Origin of the sequence: Xanthomonas sacchari (assembly GCF_040529065.1) — a bacterium.
In the GTDB taxonomy this organism is placed as follows: domain Bacteria; phylum Pseudomonadota; class Gammaproteobacteria; order Xanthomonadales; family Xanthomonadaceae; genus Xanthomonas_A; species Xanthomonas_A sacchari.
Map to the genome: position 1 here is coordinate 4,862,301 of NZ_CP132343.1, position 15,269 is coordinate 4,877,569.

The window sequence follows — 15,269 nt, forward strand, 5'->3', positions numbered from 1 at the left end:
CATAATGAAGCGAGTGTAGCTATGCGCCCGCGACGGGCCAACCGCCAATCCCATGACCCAAGCCTCCGCCAACCGCCACGCCCACGGGGTGATCGCCCTGGAACTGTCCTCCGGGCGCGAACCGGCGCAGCCGGCGCTGCCGCATGCGCAGGCCGCCGAACTGGCCGAGAAGGTCGGCCGCGACCTAGCGCAACTGGTGCCGGCGGTGCGCGAACTGGAACTGAGCCTGGCCGGCGCGCATTTCGACCCGGCCGAAGCGCTGCGTCCGGGCTGGCCGCTGCACCGGCGCCTGGAGGAACTCGCCGCCCGCGCGCCCGGCCGCGCCGAAGGCCCGCGGTTGCTGGCCTTCGGTACCGATGCCGACGGCAGTGTGCCGCTGCCGTTCCAGGCCGACCCTGGCCTGCGCGGCGGCGCGTTGCGGGTGGTGCCGTTCCTTCTCAGCGGCCCCGCCGACACCGTGCAGGCCGTAGCCGAAGCGCTGGAGGACGTGTTGCTGGCACAGGGCATGGCGCAAGCGGACACCGCGCTGCTGGCACAGCAGGGCTTCGGCGCGCAGATCGAGCACGCCCGCTACCTGACCGGCAACGACCTGGCAGCGATGATGTCGATGCAGTACGACAACCAGGGCCTGGCGCCGCTGTGGCCGCTGATCGAGACCGCGCTGCTGGCGCCGGACCAGGAAGAATGGCTGCAGTCCCCGCCCGAGCCGCTGCTGCGCTACCGCGAAGGCGAGGTGCGCATGGCGCTGTTCGACCCGGCCAGCTGGTGCGCGCACTACGCCTACGACCGCCAGGACTGCGAACGCCTGCAGCGGGTCTACGAGCAGTACCTGGCGCGCCAGCGGCAACTGGCCGCGGTGCTCGAAGCCCACGGCCTGCCGGTGCTGTACGTGCATTGCGAAAGCGGGCAGGACGCCAAGCAGGCGTTGCTTGCGGCTTGAGCCGCCTCGGCAGATCCGGTGGCGTGTCACCGCCCGACCGGAGCAAGCGGGCCAGCGGTGACCTGCGGGCAGGCGCGCGTTGCAGCGAGAAAGCGACGCCGGGCTGACGCGGCAACAGGCGGCCGCAACGGCATGTCGCAGCATCCGCGGCGCTATCCGGCACCGAGGGGTTGCAGCGGCGCAAACGAGCTTGATTTCCAGCGGGGACATCCATGCACACCGTGTTGACCGTGGAAGCGCTGTGCGCGCGTCAGCAAGCGGGGGAACACCTCAAGTTCGTCCACTTCTGGGGGCATACGCCGAAACAGCCCGGCGCCATCGACCGCAGTTGCTTCAGCCAATGGTTCGAGGCGCCCTTCGTGCTCGATTCGGTGACCTATCCCACCGCCGAGCATTACATGATGGCCGGCAAGGCGCGGCTATTCGGCGATCACGCCGCCTGTGCCCGCATTCTGGCCGCCGCGCATCCCGGCGAGGCAAAGGCGATCGGGCGGGAGATCCAGGGTTTCGATGAATCCACCTGGCGCGACGCCCGCATGCAGTTGGTCATCGCGGGCAACCTGGGCAAGTTCGGCCAGCACGCGGCGCTGAAAACCTTCCTGCTCGGGACCGGCGACAGGGTGCTGGTCGAAGCCAGTCCGGTCGATCGGATCTGGGGCATCGGCCTGGCGGCGGACGACCCGCGCGCCGCCGGTCCCACGACGTGGCAGGGCGAGAACCTGCTGGGCTTCGCCCTGATGGAGGTCCGCCAGCGACTGGCGGAATCAGATCCTCGCTGAGCGCGACACACGCCGCCGCTCTGCGGCATCCAGCCACGATCCGGCGCGACTTGAGCCGTTTGCCGGATATCAGCGCCCATCAGGCAAGTTCAGATCGAAGAAACGGCAAAACGGCGGCGCCCGCAACGCGGACGCCGCCATGAGAACGCCATCCAGCGTGCGCTTACTGCGCCGGCGCGGCCGCCGCGTCGCCCTTGATCACGCCGCAGGCCAGGCGGCCGCCGGCATTGCCGGTGGGCTGGCTCTTGTAGTCGTCCGGGTCGGCGTGGACGATCACCGCGTGGTTGAGTATGTCGAAGCCGTCGCCCTTGCCGATGTTGACGTTGTTGGACACCGCCGCATCGATGGTCGCCTTGCCTTCGGCGTCGGCCTTGAGGTTGGGCATGTCGCCGCCGTGGTGCGGATCGCTGCCGACCTGGCCGTGCTCGGTCTTGGCCGGGTTGAAGTGGCCGCCGGCGCTGCTGCCGTCGGGCGCACTGCAATCGCCGAACTCGTGGATGTGGAAGCCGTGCTCGCTGTTCGGCTTGAGCCCGGTGATGGTGCCGGTGACATGCACGGCGCCGTCGACGGTGGTGAACTTGACCTCGCCCGCCACTTCGTTGCCCTGGGTCGGGCTGAGCGCCGCGCTGGCGCTGCCGGTGGCGTTGCTGGCGGCCGGCGGCGCGCTCGCGGCCGGGGCGGCGGTGGGTTCGGGGGTTGCCGCCGGCGTGGCGGCGGGTTCTTCGCGCTTGCAGGCGCTCAGCGCCAGGGTGGTGGCCAGGAACAGCAGACTGGGAAGGGTACGACGCATGGGGTTCTCCTTCGTTGCAGAGCCGCGGAATGCGGACGGACCTCCCAGGCGGACCCGGGCGGAAGTAGCGATGCGGGGTCAGCGCAGCGGACGGATCACGCCGCACGCCACGCGCGCGCCGGCGTTGCCGGCCGGCTGGCTGTGGTAGTCGTCCGGATCGGCATGCGCGACCAGCGCGCGGCCGACGATGTCGTTGGCCGCGCCGCCGCCGAGCACCACACCGTGCAACAGCACGTCGACCTGCGCGGTGCCGTCGGCATTGGCGTTGAGGTTGTCCATGTCGCCGGCATGGTGCGGGCCGCTGCCGGCGCGGCCGTGCGGGGCACCGAGCGGATTGAAGTGGCCGCCTGCGCTGCTGGCGTCGGCCGCGCTGCAGTCGCCGCGCTCGTGCACGTGGAAGGCGAAGCTGCGGTTGGGCTGCAGACCGCCGAGCGTGCCGGTGATGCGCACGCCACCGGGCGCGGCAACCAGGGACAGCTTGCCGCTGACCAGGCTGCCGGAGGCCGGCGCCAGCACGGCCTGCGCCTGCTGCACGGTGCCGGCGCTGGCCAGCGGCGGCGCCTTGGGTGGCGGCGGCGGCGGCGGGGCCTTGGGGGGCGCGCTGCTGCACGCGGCCAGCATCAACAAGGCGCTCGCGGCGAGGGGCAATCCATAACGCATCGACATCGACTCCTGTGGCAGGGCGAAACTAGAGGGGCGGCCGTGCAGACCTCATGAAGGCGCACGGCGTGCAGTCTAGTTGGGTGCGATTGGGGATTGGGGATTCGGGATTGGGGATTGGGGATTGGGGATTGGGGATTCGGGATTCGGGATTCGGGATTCGGGATTCGGGATTCGGGATTCGCAGGAGCGTAGCGCCACGCGGTTCGGCGCGATGGCCCGTGCACCATGCGGCAGCACGCGTCCATGCAGCGGGCGATGCCCGCCCGCACGTGGGGCCGCCGTTGCGAATCCCCAATCCCCAATCCCCAATCCCCGCCCCTCAGCGCCGCCGCCGCCCGGGCCCCAGCTTGCGGGTGACGGTGTTGCGGCCCACGCCCAGGCGGGCGGCGGCTTCGGCGCGGCGGCCCTGGGTGAAGCGCAGCGCCACTTCCAGCAGCGCCTTGTCGAAGCGTTCGCGGGCCTCGGCATGCAGGCCCTCGGCGCCGTCGGACAGGCGCTGCTGCGCCCAGGCCGACAACTGCGTGTCCCACTCGCCGCCGTCGCCGCTGCGCTCACGGCGGCCGCCGCGCAGCAGGGCGGCCTCGACATCGCCGGCATCGATGATTTCCGCCGGCGCCAGCGCGGCCAGGCGCCAGCACACGTTCTCCAGTTCGCGCACGTTGCCTGGCCAGGGATAGGCGCGCAATGCGTCCAGCGCCGCCGGCGCCAGCCGCTTGGGCGGCGTGTCGAGCTTGCGCGCGGCCATCGCCAGGAAGTTCTCGGCCAGTTGCGGCACGTCGGCGCGGCGCTCGCGCAGCGGCGGCAGCTGCAGCCGCACCACGTCCAGGCGGTGCAACAGGTCGGCGCGGAAGCGGCCCTGTTCGACCAGCGCCTCCAGGTCCTGGTGGGTGGCGGCGATCACCCGCACGTCGACGCGGATCAGTTCGCGCCCGCCGACGCGGAAGAATTCGTTCTCGGCCAGCACGCGCAGCAGCCGGGTCTGCAGCGGCAGCGGCATGTCGCCGATCTCGTCGAGGAACAGGGTGCCGCCGTCGGCCTGCTCGAAGCGGCCGATATGGCGGCGCTGCGCGCCGGTGAAGGCGCCGGCCTCGTGGCCGAACAGCTCGCTCTCCAGCAGTTCGGCCGGGATCGCGGCGGTGTTGAGTGCGACGAACGGTTTGCGCGCGCGCGGCGACTCGGTGTGCAGCGCGTGCGCCACCAGTTCCTTGCCGGTGCCGGTCTCGCCGTTGATCAGCACCGACAGCGGCGCCTGCGCCAGCCGGCCGATGGCGCGGAACAGCGCGCGCATCGCCGGGGTGTCGCCGATCAGTTCGGTGCTGCCCTGCCCGGCCGGGATCACTGGCGGCGCCGCGGCGATGGCGCTGCCGGGATCGGGCAGCGCGCGTGCGGCCAGCGCCACCGCATCGTCCAGGTCGAACGGCTTGGACAGAAACTCGTGGGCGCCGCCGCGGAACGCGCCGGCGGTGCTGGCCACGTCGGTGTAGGCCGACATCACGATCACCGGCAGTTGCGGATGCGCGGCCTTGAGCTTGTCCAGCAGCACCAGGCCGTCGTCGCCGGGCATGCGCACGTCGGTGAACAGCAGGTCGGGCATGGGCCGCTGCGCCAGCGCCTGCAGCGCGGCGGCGGCGCTGTCGAAGCCGTCGACGCTGTAGCCGGCGTCGCGCAGTGCGGTGGACAGCACGAAACGCACCGAACGGTCGTCGTCGACCACCCAGATCCGTTGCGTTCCTTGCAGGGCGTCGGTCATCGCGGTGCTCCTAATCGGTATCCGCTGCGCTCTGCGGCAGCAGCAGGGTGAACACGGTGTGGCCGGGGCGGGAACGGTAGGTCAGCGAGCCGGCATGCTCGCGCGCCACCTGCTGCGCCAGTGCCAGGCCCAGGCCGCTGCCTTCGGCGCGGCCGCTGACCAGCGGCAGGAACAGGTGTTCGGCCAGTTCCTCGGGCACGCCGCGGCCGTCGTCGACGATCTCCAGGCGCAGGCCGCGCGCGTGCACGCGGTCGCGGATGCGCTGGCCGTGCTCGACGCGGGTGCGCAGGGTGACCTGCGCGGCACCGGCCTGGATCGCGTTGCGCACCAGGTTCCACACCGCCTGGGTGAGGCGGTCGGCATCGCCAAGGAATTCGGGGATGCTGGGGTCGTAGTCGCGTTGCAGGCGCACCGACCAGCCGCCTTCGTTCTCGGCCAGGCGCAGCACCCGCTCCAGCACCGCGTGGATGTTGAGCATGGCATGCGGGCGTGCCGGCGCCGGCGACAGCAATTGGTCGAGCAGGCTGTTGAGGCGCTCGATCTCCGCGCCGATCAGCTCGATCAGTTCGCGCTCGTCCTCGTCGCGGTGCTGGGCGCGGCGCGCCAGCAGCTGGGCGGCGCCCTTGAGCCCGGCCAGCGGATTGCGCAGTTCGTGGGCCAGGCCCTTCAGCGCCGCGCTGAGCGCGTTCGGCAGGGCCTGTGCCGGGTCCGGCGTGGGGAACTCGTCGACCGGGTGCGCTTCCAGCAGCCAGCCGCCGTCGTCCAGCCGCGACAGCCAGCCCTCGGCGAAGCGCGGGGGTTCGCCGGGCACGGCCAGGGCCATGCGGTGCAGGCGCAGCACGTCGCGCTCGTCGTTGCGCAGGAACCGGGCCAGCGCGTCGCCCTGCACTTCCAGCGAGGCCAGCGGCTGGTCGAGCAGGCGCCGCACGCTGACCCCGAGCCAGCGCGCGAAGGCGGGGTTGGCGCCGCGCAGGCGGCCGTCGCCATCGGCCCAGACCACCGGGGTACCGAGGGCGGAAAGCGGGGGCGGCGGGGTGTTCATGCGCATTGCACCAATGTAGTGCAAAGCCAGGCAGGCGGCACGGGCGAGCGGCGCACGACACGTCCCCTGCCGTTGCGGATGGCGCGGCGTGCAGCCGCCTGCGGACCGGGTGACGCCAGCACCGGACCTTGCAACGCGACGCAGCCAGGAATCTTGCGGAAAGCCGGGGGTGTGGCGAGGCGAATGGCCACGCGGAATACCTCGATCTTTTGAGAATGGCCGGCGCTTCCCCCCAGGAAGCGCCGGCGAAGGCCGCGGGTGCGTGGGCCGGCCACCAGCGCCGGCCACACGTACTGCGACAAGGCCCGCGACCGCCGTCGCGGGCCGGCGAAACTCACAACTCGTAGGCGGATTCGCCATGCGAGGTGATGTCCAGGCCCTCGCGCTCGGCGTCTTCCGGCACGCGCAGGCCGATCACCAGCTTGGCGATCAGGAAGCCGACCACCGAGACCACGCCGATCCAGCCGACGGTGATCAGCACGCCTTCGGCCTGCACCACCAACTGCTTGCCCATGGTCATGCCCTCGGCGTAGCCCATGCCACCCAGCGCCTTGTCGGTGAACACGCCGGTGAGGATCGCACCGACGATGCCGCCGACGCCGTGCACGCCGAACACGTCCAAGGTGTCGTCGGCATTGAGCAGCTTCTTCAGCCCGGTCACGCCCCACACGCAGATCACGCCGGCGGCCACGCCGATGGCGATCGCGCCGAACGGCCCCACGGTACCGGCGGCCGGGGTGATGCCGACCAGGCCGGCGACCATGCCCGAGGCCACGCCCAGCGCCGAGGACTTGCCCTTGATCACCTTCTCCGTCAGCGACCAGGCCAGCACCGCCGCGGCGGTGGCCAGCAGGGTGTTGAGGAAGGCCAGCGCCGCGGTGGCGTTGGCTTCCAGCGCCGAACCGGCGTTGAAGCCGAACCAGCCCACCCACAGCAGCGAGGCACCGACGAAGGTCAGGGTCACGTTGTGCGGCTTCATCGCGGTGTGGCCGAAGCCCAGGCGCTTGCCGACGAAGTAGGACCCGACCAGGCCGGCCACGCCGGCGTTGATGTGGACCACGGTGCCGCCGGCGAAGTCCAGCGCGCCCTTGCCGAACAGGAAGCCCGGAGCCGACCACACCATGTGCGCCAGCGGCAGGTAGCCGAAGGTGAACCAGATGACCACGAACAGCAGCACCGCGGCGAACTTCACCCGCTCGGCGAAGGCGCCGACGATCAGCGCGCCGGTGATGCCGGCGAAGGTCAGCTGGAAGGCGACGAACACGTACTCCGGCAGCTTGAAGCCCTTGGAGAAGGTGTCGGCCAGCGTGGTGGTGTCGACGCCGGCCAGCAGCGCCTTGTGCAGCGTGCCGATGAACGGACCGCCGTCGGCGAACGCCAGGCTGTAGCCGTACACCACCCACAGCACCGCGATCAGCGAGAACACCACGCCGACCTGGATCAGCACCGACAGCACGTTCTTGGCGCGCACCATGCCGCCGTAGAACAGCGCCAGGCCGGGCACCACCATCATCAGCACCAGCAGTGTGGAGGTGAGCATCCAGGCGACGTCGCCCTTGTCTACCACCGGCGCGGGCGTGGCCGCGGCCGGCGCGGCCGCCGGTGCTGGCGGTGGCGTCAGTTGTTCGGTGACCACGTCCGGCGTCGGCGCCGGGGTGACTTCGGCCTGGGCGAAGGCATTGCCGGGCACGCCGACCGCCATCGCGCTGACCAGCATCAGCATGCATACCGCATAGAACCGGGCCTTCCACCCGGCGAACAGACCTGTCTTCATGAAGGGCTCCAAGGTGGGGTTAGAGCGCATCGGCGCCGATTTCGCCGGTACGGATACGGACGACCTGCTCGATGGCGGTGACGAAGATCTTGCCGTCGCCGATCTTGCCGGTGCCGGCCGCGCCCTGGATCGCCTCGACCACGGCATCCAGACGCTCGTCGGTCACCACGGTCTCGATCTTGATCTTGGGCAGGAAGTCGACGACGTATTCGGCACCGCGATACAACTCGGTGTGGCCCTTCTGCCGACCGAAGCCCTTGACCTCGGTGACGGTGATGCCGGACACCCCAGCCTGCGACAAGGCCTCGCGGACCTCGTCGAGCTTGAATGGCCGGATGATGGCGGTGATCAGTTTCATGCGCATACCCCGTTGGTGGAAGGAACCGGCCGCCGAAGGCCGGCCGGCACTGAGCCCATCGACCGCGCCGCGAACGGCGCGGTTACTGCTGCGCGATGCGTTCCGTGGATCACGCCGTGGCCCACCGCACCCAAGGTGCGGCGGCAACGGCGACGTGGGAGGGAACGTGGCCCACGGCACGCAAGCGCTCTGTTGCGCGGTACATCCCCTGGTCAATCGATGACGCAAACGCTGGCGCGGACCACCTGCGCGACTCCCCAGCCGGGCAGGTGGCGGCGATGGCGAAGGAGGGAGGGGAAGCCTTCGCCATCGCCGCGCGTGGAACTCAGTTGGCGTAGTACAGCTGGTATTCCAGCGGGTGCGTGGCCGCGCGGAACTTGGTCACTTCCTGCATCTTCAGCGCGATGTAGCCGTCGATGAAGTCGTCGGTGAACACGCCGCCAGCCTTGAGGAACTCGCGGTCGGCGTCCAGCGCTTCCAGCGCCTGGTCGAGGCTGGAGCACACCTGAGGGATCTGCTTCTCTTCTTCCGGCGGCAGGTCGTACAGGTCCTTGTCGCTGGGGGCACCCGGGTCGATCTGGTTCTTGATGCCGTCCAGGCCGGCCATCATCAGCGCGGCGAAGGTCAGGTAGCCGGACTGCAGCGGATCCGGGAAGCGGATCTCGATGCGGCGCGCCTTCGGGTTGGACACCCACGGAATGCGGCACGAGGCCGAACGGTTGCGCGCCGAGTAGGCCAGCATCACCGGCGCCTCGAAGCCCGGGACCAGGCGCTTGTAGCTGTTGGTGCCGGAGTTGGTGAAGGCGTTGATCGCCTTGGCGTGCTTGAAGATGCCGCCGATGTACCACAGCGCCAGCTGCGACAGGCCGCCGTAGCCGTCGCCGGAGAACAGGTTGGTGCCGCCCTTGGCCAGCGACTGGTGCACGTGCATGCCCGAGCCGTTGTCGCCGACGATCGGCTTGGGCATGAAGGTCGCGGTCTTGCCGTTGCGGTAGGCGACGTTCTTGATGATGTACTTCATCATCATCAGCTCGTCGGCCTTCTTCACCAGCGAGTTGAACTTGGTGCCGATCTCGCACTGGCCGGCGGTGGCCACTTCGTGGTGGTGCACTTCGACTTCGATGCCGACCTGCTCCAGGGTCTTGCACATCTCGGCGCGCAGGTCCTGCAGCGAGTCGGTAGGCGGCACCGGGAAGTAGCCGCCCTTGACCGCCGGACGGTAGCCGCTGTTGCCGCCTTCGATCTTGCTGCCGCTGCTCCAGGCTGCCTCTTCCGAATCGATCTTGAAGAAGGTGTGGCCCATCTCGTTGCCGAAGCGCACGCCGTCGAAGATGAAGAATTCCGGCTCCGGGCCGAAGAACGCCTGGTCGGCGATGCCGCTGGACTTCAGGTAGGCCTCGGCGCGCTTGGCCACGCCGCGCGGGTCGCGGCCGTAGCTCTGCATGGTGGCCGGGTCGAGGATGTCGCAGGTCAGCACCAGGGTCGGATCGGCCATGAACGGATCGACGAAGGCGGTGTCGGCGTCGGGCAGCAGGACCATGTCCGACTCGTTGATGCCCTTCCAGCCGGCGATCGAGCTGCCGTCGAACATCTTGCCTTCCTCGAACAGCGACGGCTCGATGATGCTGACCGGGAAGGTGACGTGCTGCTGCACGCCGCGCATGTCGACGAAGCGCAGGTCGACGAACTCGATCTTGTTGTCCTTGACCAGCTTCTCAATAGTTTCCGCAGACATTCGATGCAACCTCGGGTTGTGAAGGGCGTGGGCGAGTATCAGCAATCGCCATGCCAAGCGTGTGGCACTCACAAGCCCTTGATTCTGCTGAAGCGTGCACGCGAACGATGCAAATGCACTGCACTTTTGTGGTGCATTCACACCTGAACGCACCAAACTTGTGCGCATGGAGGATGCTCTATCCTTGCGCAGCTTTCCCCTCCCCCAAAACGCGACCCTCTCCTCCATGAGCGATCTGTTGTCGGCCCTGCTGCTGGGCATCATCGAAGGCCTGACCGAATTCCTGCCCATCTCCAGCACCGGGCACCTGTTGATCGCCGAGCGCTGGCTCGGCCACCGTTCCGACTTCTTCAACATCGTGATCCAGGCCGGCGCAATCCTGGCGACCACCCTGGTGTTCCGGCAGCGCCTGTGGGACCTGGCCACCGGCCTGGGCGACCGCGCCAACCGCGACTACGCATTCAAGCTGGGCGCGGCCTTCCTGGTCACCGCGGTGGTCGGCCTGGTGGTGCGCAAGGCCGGCTGGCAGTTGCCCGACAGCGTGCAACCGGTGGCGTGGGCGCTGGTGATCGGCGGCGTGTGGATGCTGGTGGCCGAGTACTTCGCCGCGCGCCTGCCCGAGCGCGAGACGGTGACCTGGACGGTGGCCATCGCGGTCGGCCTGGCGCAGGTGGTGGCCGGCGTGTTCCCCGGCACCTCGCGGTCGGCGGCGACGATCTTCCTGGCGATGCTGCTGGGCCTGAGCAAGCGCTCGGCCGCGGCCGAGTTCGCCTTCCTGGTCGGCATTCCGACCATGTTCGCGGCCAGCGCCTACTCGTTCCTGGAGCTGTACAAGGATGGCGGCCTGGGCAGCGAGAACTGGGGCGACGTGGCGCTGGCCTTCGTCGCCTCGATGGTCACCGGCTTCGTGGTGGTGAAGTGGCTGCTGGGCTACATCAAGTCGCACCGCTTCACCGCCTTCGCGGTGTACCGCATCGTGCTGGGCGCGGCGCTGCTGCTGTGGTTGCCGGCGGCGTGAGGGGTTGAGTGGGCGAGGCGCTGCGCGCTTCGGACCCTCACCCCAACCCCTCTCCCGGCGGGAGAGGGGCTTCGGCTCCTTCCTTCTCCCATCGGGACCACGGCCCCCTTTTCGGGGGAAGGTGCCCCGCAGGGGCGGATGAGGGTACGAGCGAAGCCTCGCAATGGCAGATCGGCGAGGCGCTGCGCGCCCCGACCCTCACCCCAACCCCTCTCCCGACGGGAGAGGGGCTCTGGCTCTTCCCTTCTCCCCCCGGGAGAAGGTGCCCCGCAGGGGCGGATGAGGGTGCGGGCGAAGCCTCGCAATGACAGGATTAGCGAGGCGCTTCGCGCCCCGACCCTCACCCCAACCCCTCTCCCGAGGGGAGAGGGACTTTGTGGCTTACTTCACCGCTGGGTTGAGGCTGTAGGTGCCGTGCAGGCTGGCTTCGGCCAGCACGTGGCCCTGCATCGCGCGCAAGGCATCGGCGGCGGTGAAGCGTGCCGGCACGTCCAGGTGCGCCACGTCCAGCGCGAACAGGCGGAAGAAGTAGCGGTGCACGCGCAGGTCGTTGGCCGGCGGATACGGGCCGTCGTAGCCGTGGTAGTCGCCGCCCATCGCCGCGTCGCCGGCGAACCAGTCGGTGTAGCTGTTCAGTCCCTGCCGCGCGCCGTCCAGGCCGGGCGGTTGCTGCTTGCCCTTGGCCACCACGCCGTCGCTGGCACTGCCCTCGGCGATCTCCCGCAGATCCGCGGGCAGGTCCACTGCCACCCAATGCACGAATTCGGTGCGCGGTTGTTCGACCGGGATCTGCACGTCGTCGCGGCCGACCATCTCGGCCACGGTCGGCACGTCCGGATCGACGCACAGCAGCACGAAGGACTGGGTGCCGGCCGGCACCGCGTCCCAGGCCAGGTGGGGGTTGCGGTTGCCGCCGAGGCCGTCGGCCTGGCCCATCGCGTAGGTCGCGGCGATGGGCTGACCCGGCTGGATGCTGTCACTGCGAAGACGCATGCGTGAATCTCCTTGGGGAATCAGGTTTCAGGGTAGCCAAGGCGCACCGCGACCGGCGTCAGCAGCGCGAAGGCCGCGGACAGCGGGGCGGCGTAGGCGCGCCAGTGGCCGGCGGCCAGGCGCGGCGGGCCGACCGTGGCGATGGTCGGGAACGCCACGCCGAACGCCTGCTCCAGCGCCGCCGCCACGCCGGCCGGATCGTGCTCGGTCCCGTCCAGGCGCACCAGGTGGTGCGGATACAGATCCTGCTCATGCAGGTCGGCGACCTGCGCCAGCACCGCCGCGAGCCACTGCGCACCGGTCTCCGGCGAGGCCAGGCCCAGCGGCGCCGGGGCGCCATTGGCCAGCCAGTCCAGCAGCATGTCGCGTGGGTCGCGCAGCACGATCAGCAGCCGCCCTTCCGGCAGGTGCGGGCGCAGCGCGCGCAGCAGCGCGTTGTCCCACCACAGGAGCCAGTCGACGATGTTGCCGTCGCCGACACCGCGCGCCGGCAGTTGCGCGCGCCACTCGGCGACCAGCGCCGCACCGTCCAGGGCGCCACTGTCCAGTTCCTCGACGCTGCGGAAGCGCTGCAGGCCGTCGGTCGGCGGCTGCGGGCCGAAGCGGTCGCCGCGCAGCACCGGGCTGGCCGCGTCGATCACCGCGATCACCCGCTCCACGCCGCTGCCCGGGGGACCCCAGACGAACAGCGGGCGGGCCTGGTTCTGCGGGTCGACCGTACCCAGCGGCGGCCACTGCGCCGGGGCCTGGCCCAGTGGCGGCAGCGGCAGGCGGTGCGGCAACTGCTCCTCCTGGAAGGCCACCCAGGTCGCCAGCGCGTCTTCCGGGCGCCCGGCCGCATCCTGCACCGCCGCCAGCCACGGCCGCACCACGGTGCGGTCGCGTTCGGGCATGCGCTGCATCAGGCCATGCACGTGGGCAATGGCGGCATCGTGCTCGCCGCGCTCCAGCAGCGCCTCGACCAGGCGTTCCTCGCCGCTGAGCCGGCCCGGTTCCAGCGCCACGATGCGCTGCGCCACGGCCTCGCCCTGGTCGCGCTCGCCGGCCATGTCGTGCACCCGCAGCTGCGCTTCCAGCGCCGGCACGTGCGCCGGCATCGCCGCCTGCCAGCGCGCGATCAGCGCGCGCGCCTCGGGGCCGCCCACCGGCTCCAGCGCCAGCCGCGCCAGCCACAGGTCGTGGGCGTCGGTGGTGGTGGCCAGCGCCGCTTCCAGGGTGGCGCGGGCGTCGTCGATCGTGCCCAGGCGCTGCCAGGCGATCAGCGCCGCGTGCAGAGTGCGGCGGTCGGCCGGGGCCACCGCCAGGGTGCGGCGCAGGTGGTCCAGCGCCTCGGCCGGGCGATCGGCCTGCAGGGCGTACTCGCCGGCCAGCCGGCGCATGTTGGCGGTATCGCCGGCCGGATCGGCCAGCACCGTCTCCAGCGCGGTGATGGCGTCGTCCAGGCGGCCCTGGCGGTAGGCCAACTGCGCGACCAGCGCCATCATCGCCGCGCCGGTGCCCGGAGTGAGCGCGGCGACGCGGCGGAACGCGGTCTCGGCGAAGGCGAAGTGCTGCTTGTCCAGGTAGGCGAAACCCAGCGCGTAGAGCAGGCGCGGATCGTCCGGCAGCGCGTTGCTGGCGCGCGCGAGCAGCGCCAGCGCGCGGTCGGCGTCGCCGCGGCGCAGCGCCAGCATGCCGTCCACGCCGAGCAGTTGCGGATGCTCCGGCTGCAAGCGCGCGGCGGTGCGGCTGAGCCGCTCCACTTCGTCCAGGTCGCCGCGGCCCAGCGCCAGGTGCGCGCGCATCACGTAGGCGAGGAATTCGTTGGGATCCAGCGCCGCGGTCTGCGCCAGGGCGTCCTCGGCCTGGGCCAGGTCGTTGGCGCTGACCAGCATGCCGGCGTGCAGCAGGTGCAGGCTGGCGTCTTCCGGCGCCAGCGCAATCGCGCGGCCGATGCTGTCCAGGGCGGCGGCGGTCTCGCCGTGCTGCTGCTGCGCCAGCGCCAACCAGCGGAAGGCCTGCGGGTCGTCGGCGACCTCGGCGGCCCAGGTCTGGGCGAGACGCAGCGCGTCGGCGGTGTCCTGGCGGCGCAGGGCGTCGAGAATGGGCTCGTGCATGGAGTTCCGGCTCGGGGCAAACCCGCATTGTAGCGGCAGCATCGGGCCGCCCTGGACTGGCGGCTGGGGCCAGTCGGCGGGCACGGCGGGCGGCGTCTGGCCTCGCTGGGAACGGCCGTGTCCGCCACGCTACGGGTGGGCTGAGGCGACGCAATGGCGACGTGCGCCGGGCAGCGACAGGTAGTGGCGGCGATGCCGGCGCGGGAACCACGAAAGGGGCGTCGACGCGTGCCGCACCCGGGAATCGCGGTACGCCCACGCTGCTGACCGCTTGGCGCGCAAGGCGCGGGCGAGGTCGCCCGACGGCCTGCACGGCACCGCCGGTCAGGCCTCCACCAACCCCTCGGTCAGCCGTTCGGCCACCCAGCGTTCGGCGAAGCCGTCGCCGCGCGCGTTCTCGATGAAACCGCAATGCCCGCCCCAGCGGGCGATCTCCAGCCGGGCGATGTCGGGCAGGCGCCAGCTGCGGAAGTCGTCCAGCGGAATCACCGGATCGTCCTCGGCCATCAGGATGTCGGCCGGCACGCGCAGGCCGAGCAGGCGCTCGCCGGCGATGCAGTAGCTGTCGAAGTAGGCGTCCAGGCTGGCGAAGCCGGCATGGCGCTCGGCCAGCCAGGCCATCAGCCCGCGCATGTCCAGCGCCAGGGTGGCGTCATCGTAGCCATGGCGGTCGGGGAACAGCTCGCGCTTGCGCAGCAGCGACTCGCGCCACTTGCGGCGGAAATACCAGTCGTAGAACTGCGGGCCGTTCTCGATCCGCTGCATGGTGGTGGCCGGGTCCAGCAGCGGGCATACCGCGGCCACGTGCTGCAGCGGCAGCCCCGCCGCCGGCGCGCGCAGCGCCAGGCGCAGGGCGAAATTGCCGCCCAGCGAGTACCCGGCCGCAAGCAGGGTCGGCGCCGGGAAGCGCCGCCACAGGTCGCAGGCGGCGTTGACCACCTCGTCCAGGCGCTCGGAGTGGAACAGGTCCACGTTCAGGTGGTGGGTGCCGCCATGGTCGCGGAAGTTGAGCCGGAACACCTGGTAGCCCAGCGCCAGCATCTTCGCCGCGGTCAGGCGCATGTAGCTGGAGTCGGCGCTGCCTTCCCAGCCGTGCAGCAGCAGCACGGTGCCGCGCGGCGCTTCGCCGGCCGGCACGCTGAGCCAACCCTGCAGGCGCACGCCATCGCCGCCGTCGAGGATGTGCGAGGTGGTAGTGGCGCCGCTGGCGGCGAGCAACTGTTCGCCACGGCGCACGCGCAGCAGGCTGGAACCCAGTACCGATTGGACGTGCGGGTTGCGCAGCCAGCGTGGGGGGGAGTAATCGGTCGCGTTCATGGAGAGCGAGCTTG

At 70.7% G+C, this 15,269-nt stretch carries 13 protein-coding genes; 3 read left to right on the forward strand and 10 right to left on the reverse strand.

The window, feature by feature from the left end:
* Window positions 1–52 precede the first annotated feature (52 nt).
* Together RAB71_RS20745 and RAB71_RS20750 are read left to right on the forward strand one after the other, a co-directional pair.
* A complete protein-coding gene (locus tag RAB71_RS20745) occupies window positions 53–940 on the forward strand; it encodes a hypothetical protein (RefSeq protein WP_010340052.1) in 888 nt (295 codons plus the stop codon).
* Between the two features lie 212 nt (window positions 941–1,152).
* Entirely contained in the window at window positions 1,153–1,719 is a 567-nt protein-coding gene (locus RAB71_RS20750; protein WP_010340051.1) for an NADAR family protein, read from the forward strand.
* A gap of 163 nt (window positions 1,720–1,882) precedes the next feature.
* Here the strand turns inward: RAB71_RS20750 and RAB71_RS20755 are convergent, their stop codons facing one another.
* The 7 genes from RAB71_RS20755 to glnA form a co-directional block, all read right to left on the reverse strand.
* Complete coding sequence (locus RAB71_RS20755) at window positions 1,883–2,509, reverse strand: superoxide dismutase family protein (protein WP_010340050.1); 627 nt, start codon at window positions 2,507–2,509, stop codon at window positions 1,883–1,885.
* A gap of 78 nt (window positions 2,510–2,587) precedes the next feature.
* Entirely contained in the window at window positions 2,588–3,169 is a 582-nt protein-coding gene (locus RAB71_RS20760; RefSeq protein ID WP_029561675.1) for a superoxide dismutase family protein, read from the reverse strand.
* Between the two features lie 322 nt (window positions 3,170–3,491).
* Window positions 3,492–4,922: a nitrogen regulation protein NR(I) gene (gene ntrC, locus RAB71_RS20765; protein ID WP_010340048.1), complete on the reverse strand. Its 1,431-nt coding sequence runs from the start codon at window positions 4,920–4,922 to the stop codon at window positions 3,492–3,494.
* 10 nt (window positions 4,923–4,932) lie between these two features.
* Window positions 4,933–5,964, reverse strand: a complete 1,032-nt coding sequence (locus RAB71_RS20770) for a nitrogen regulation protein NR(II) (protein ID WP_010340047.1) — start codon at window positions 5,962–5,964, stop codon at window positions 4,933–4,935.
* A 334-nt stretch (window positions 5,965–6,298) separates the two neighbouring features.
* The gene (amt, locus tag RAB71_RS20775; RefSeq protein WP_010341077.1) at window positions 6,299–7,738 is read right to left on the reverse strand and encodes an ammonium transporter; all 1,440 of its coding nucleotides are present in this window, start codon (window positions 7,736–7,738) and stop codon (window positions 6,299–6,301) included.
* 19 nt (window positions 7,739–7,757) lie between these two features.
* The gene (locus tag RAB71_RS20780; RefSeq protein ID WP_010341076.1) at window positions 7,758–8,096 is read right to left on the reverse strand and encodes a P-II family nitrogen regulator; all 339 of its coding nucleotides are present in this window, start codon (window positions 8,094–8,096) and stop codon (window positions 7,758–7,760) included.
* Window positions 8,097–8,421: 325 nt separating this feature from the next.
* On the reverse strand, window positions 8,422–9,831 hold the full coding sequence (glnA, locus tag RAB71_RS20785) for a type I glutamate--ammonia ligase (RefSeq protein ID WP_010341075.1): 1,410 nt from the start codon (window positions 9,829–9,831) through the stop codon (window positions 8,422–8,424).
* 226 nt (window positions 9,832–10,057) lie between these two features.
* Between glnA and RAB71_RS20790 the strand changes: the two genes are divergently transcribed.
* The gene (locus tag RAB71_RS20790) at window positions 10,058–10,849 is read left to right on the forward strand and encodes an undecaprenyl-diphosphate phosphatase (protein WP_010341074.1); all 792 of its coding nucleotides are present in this window, start codon (window positions 10,058–10,060) and stop codon (window positions 10,847–10,849) included.
* 381 nt (window positions 10,850–11,230) lie between these two features.
* Here the strand turns inward: RAB71_RS20790 and RAB71_RS20795 are convergent, their stop codons facing one another.
* From RAB71_RS20795 to RAB71_RS20805, 3 genes are all read right to left on the reverse strand, one after another.
* On the reverse strand, window positions 11,231–11,842 hold the full coding sequence (locus RAB71_RS20795; RefSeq protein ID WP_010340925.1) for a YbhB/YbcL family Raf kinase inhibitor-like protein: 612 nt from the start codon (window positions 11,840–11,842) through the stop codon (window positions 11,231–11,233).
* Between the two features lie 20 nt (window positions 11,843–11,862).
* Window positions 11,863–13,938, reverse strand: a complete 2,076-nt coding sequence (locus RAB71_RS20800; RefSeq protein WP_010340926.1) for a tetratricopeptide repeat protein — start codon at window positions 13,936–13,938, stop codon at window positions 11,863–11,865.
* Window positions 13,939–14,262: 324 nt separating this feature from the next.
* Complete coding sequence (locus RAB71_RS20805; RefSeq protein WP_010340927.1) at window positions 14,263–15,255, reverse strand: YheT family hydrolase; 993 nt, start codon at window positions 15,253–15,255, stop codon at window positions 14,263–14,265.
* Window positions 15,256–15,269: the final 14 nt, after the last annotated feature.

Excerpts from the sequence above, each read along its gene's own strand:
- RAB71_RS20745 (WP_010340052.1), top strand. The coding sequence starts at position 53 with ATGACCCAAGCCTCCGCCAACCGCCACGCCCACGGGGTGATCGCCCTG.
- RAB71_RS20750 (WP_010340051.1), top strand. The coding sequence starts at position 1,153 with ATGCACACCGTGTTGACCGTGGAAGCGCTGTGCGCGCGTCAGCAAGCG.
- RAB71_RS20755 (WP_010340050.1), bottom strand. The coding sequence starts at position 2,509 with ATGCGTCGTACCCTTCCCAGTCTGCTGTTCCTGGCCACCACCCTGGCG.
- RAB71_RS20760 (WP_029561675.1), bottom strand. The coding sequence starts at position 3,169 with ATGCGTTATGGATTGCCCCTCGCCGCGAGCGCCTTGTTGATGCTGGCC.
- ntrC (WP_010340048.1), bottom strand. The coding sequence starts at position 4,922 with ATGACCGACGCCCTGCAAGGAACGCAACGGATCTGGGTGGTCGACGAC.
- RAB71_RS20770 (WP_010340047.1), bottom strand. The coding sequence starts at position 5,964 with ATGAACACCCCGCCGCCCCCGCTTTCCGCCCTCGGTACCCCGGTGGTC.
- amt (WP_010341077.1), bottom strand. The coding sequence starts at position 7,738 with ATGAAGACAGGTCTGTTCGCCGGGTGGAAGGCCCGGTTCTATGCGGTA.
- RAB71_RS20780 (WP_010341076.1), bottom strand. The coding sequence starts at position 8,096 with ATGAAACTGATCACCGCCATCATCCGGCCATTCAAGCTCGACGAGGTC.
- glnA (WP_010341075.1), bottom strand. The coding sequence starts at position 9,831 with ATGTCTGCGGAAACTATTGAGAAGCTGGTCAAGGACAACAAGATCGAG.
- RAB71_RS20790 (WP_010341074.1), top strand. The coding sequence starts at position 10,058 with ATGAGCGATCTGTTGTCGGCCCTGCTGCTGGGCATCATCGAAGGCCTG.
- RAB71_RS20795 (WP_010340925.1), bottom strand. The coding sequence starts at position 11,842 with ATGCGTCTTCGCAGTGACAGCATCCAGCCGGGTCAGCCCATCGCCGCG.
- RAB71_RS20800 (WP_010340926.1), bottom strand. The coding sequence starts at position 13,938 with ATGCACGAGCCCATTCTCGACGCCCTGCGCCGCCAGGACACCGCCGAC.
- RAB71_RS20805 (WP_010340927.1), bottom strand. The coding sequence starts at position 15,255 with ATGAACGCGACCGATTACTCCCCCCCACGCTGGCTGCGCAACCCGCAC.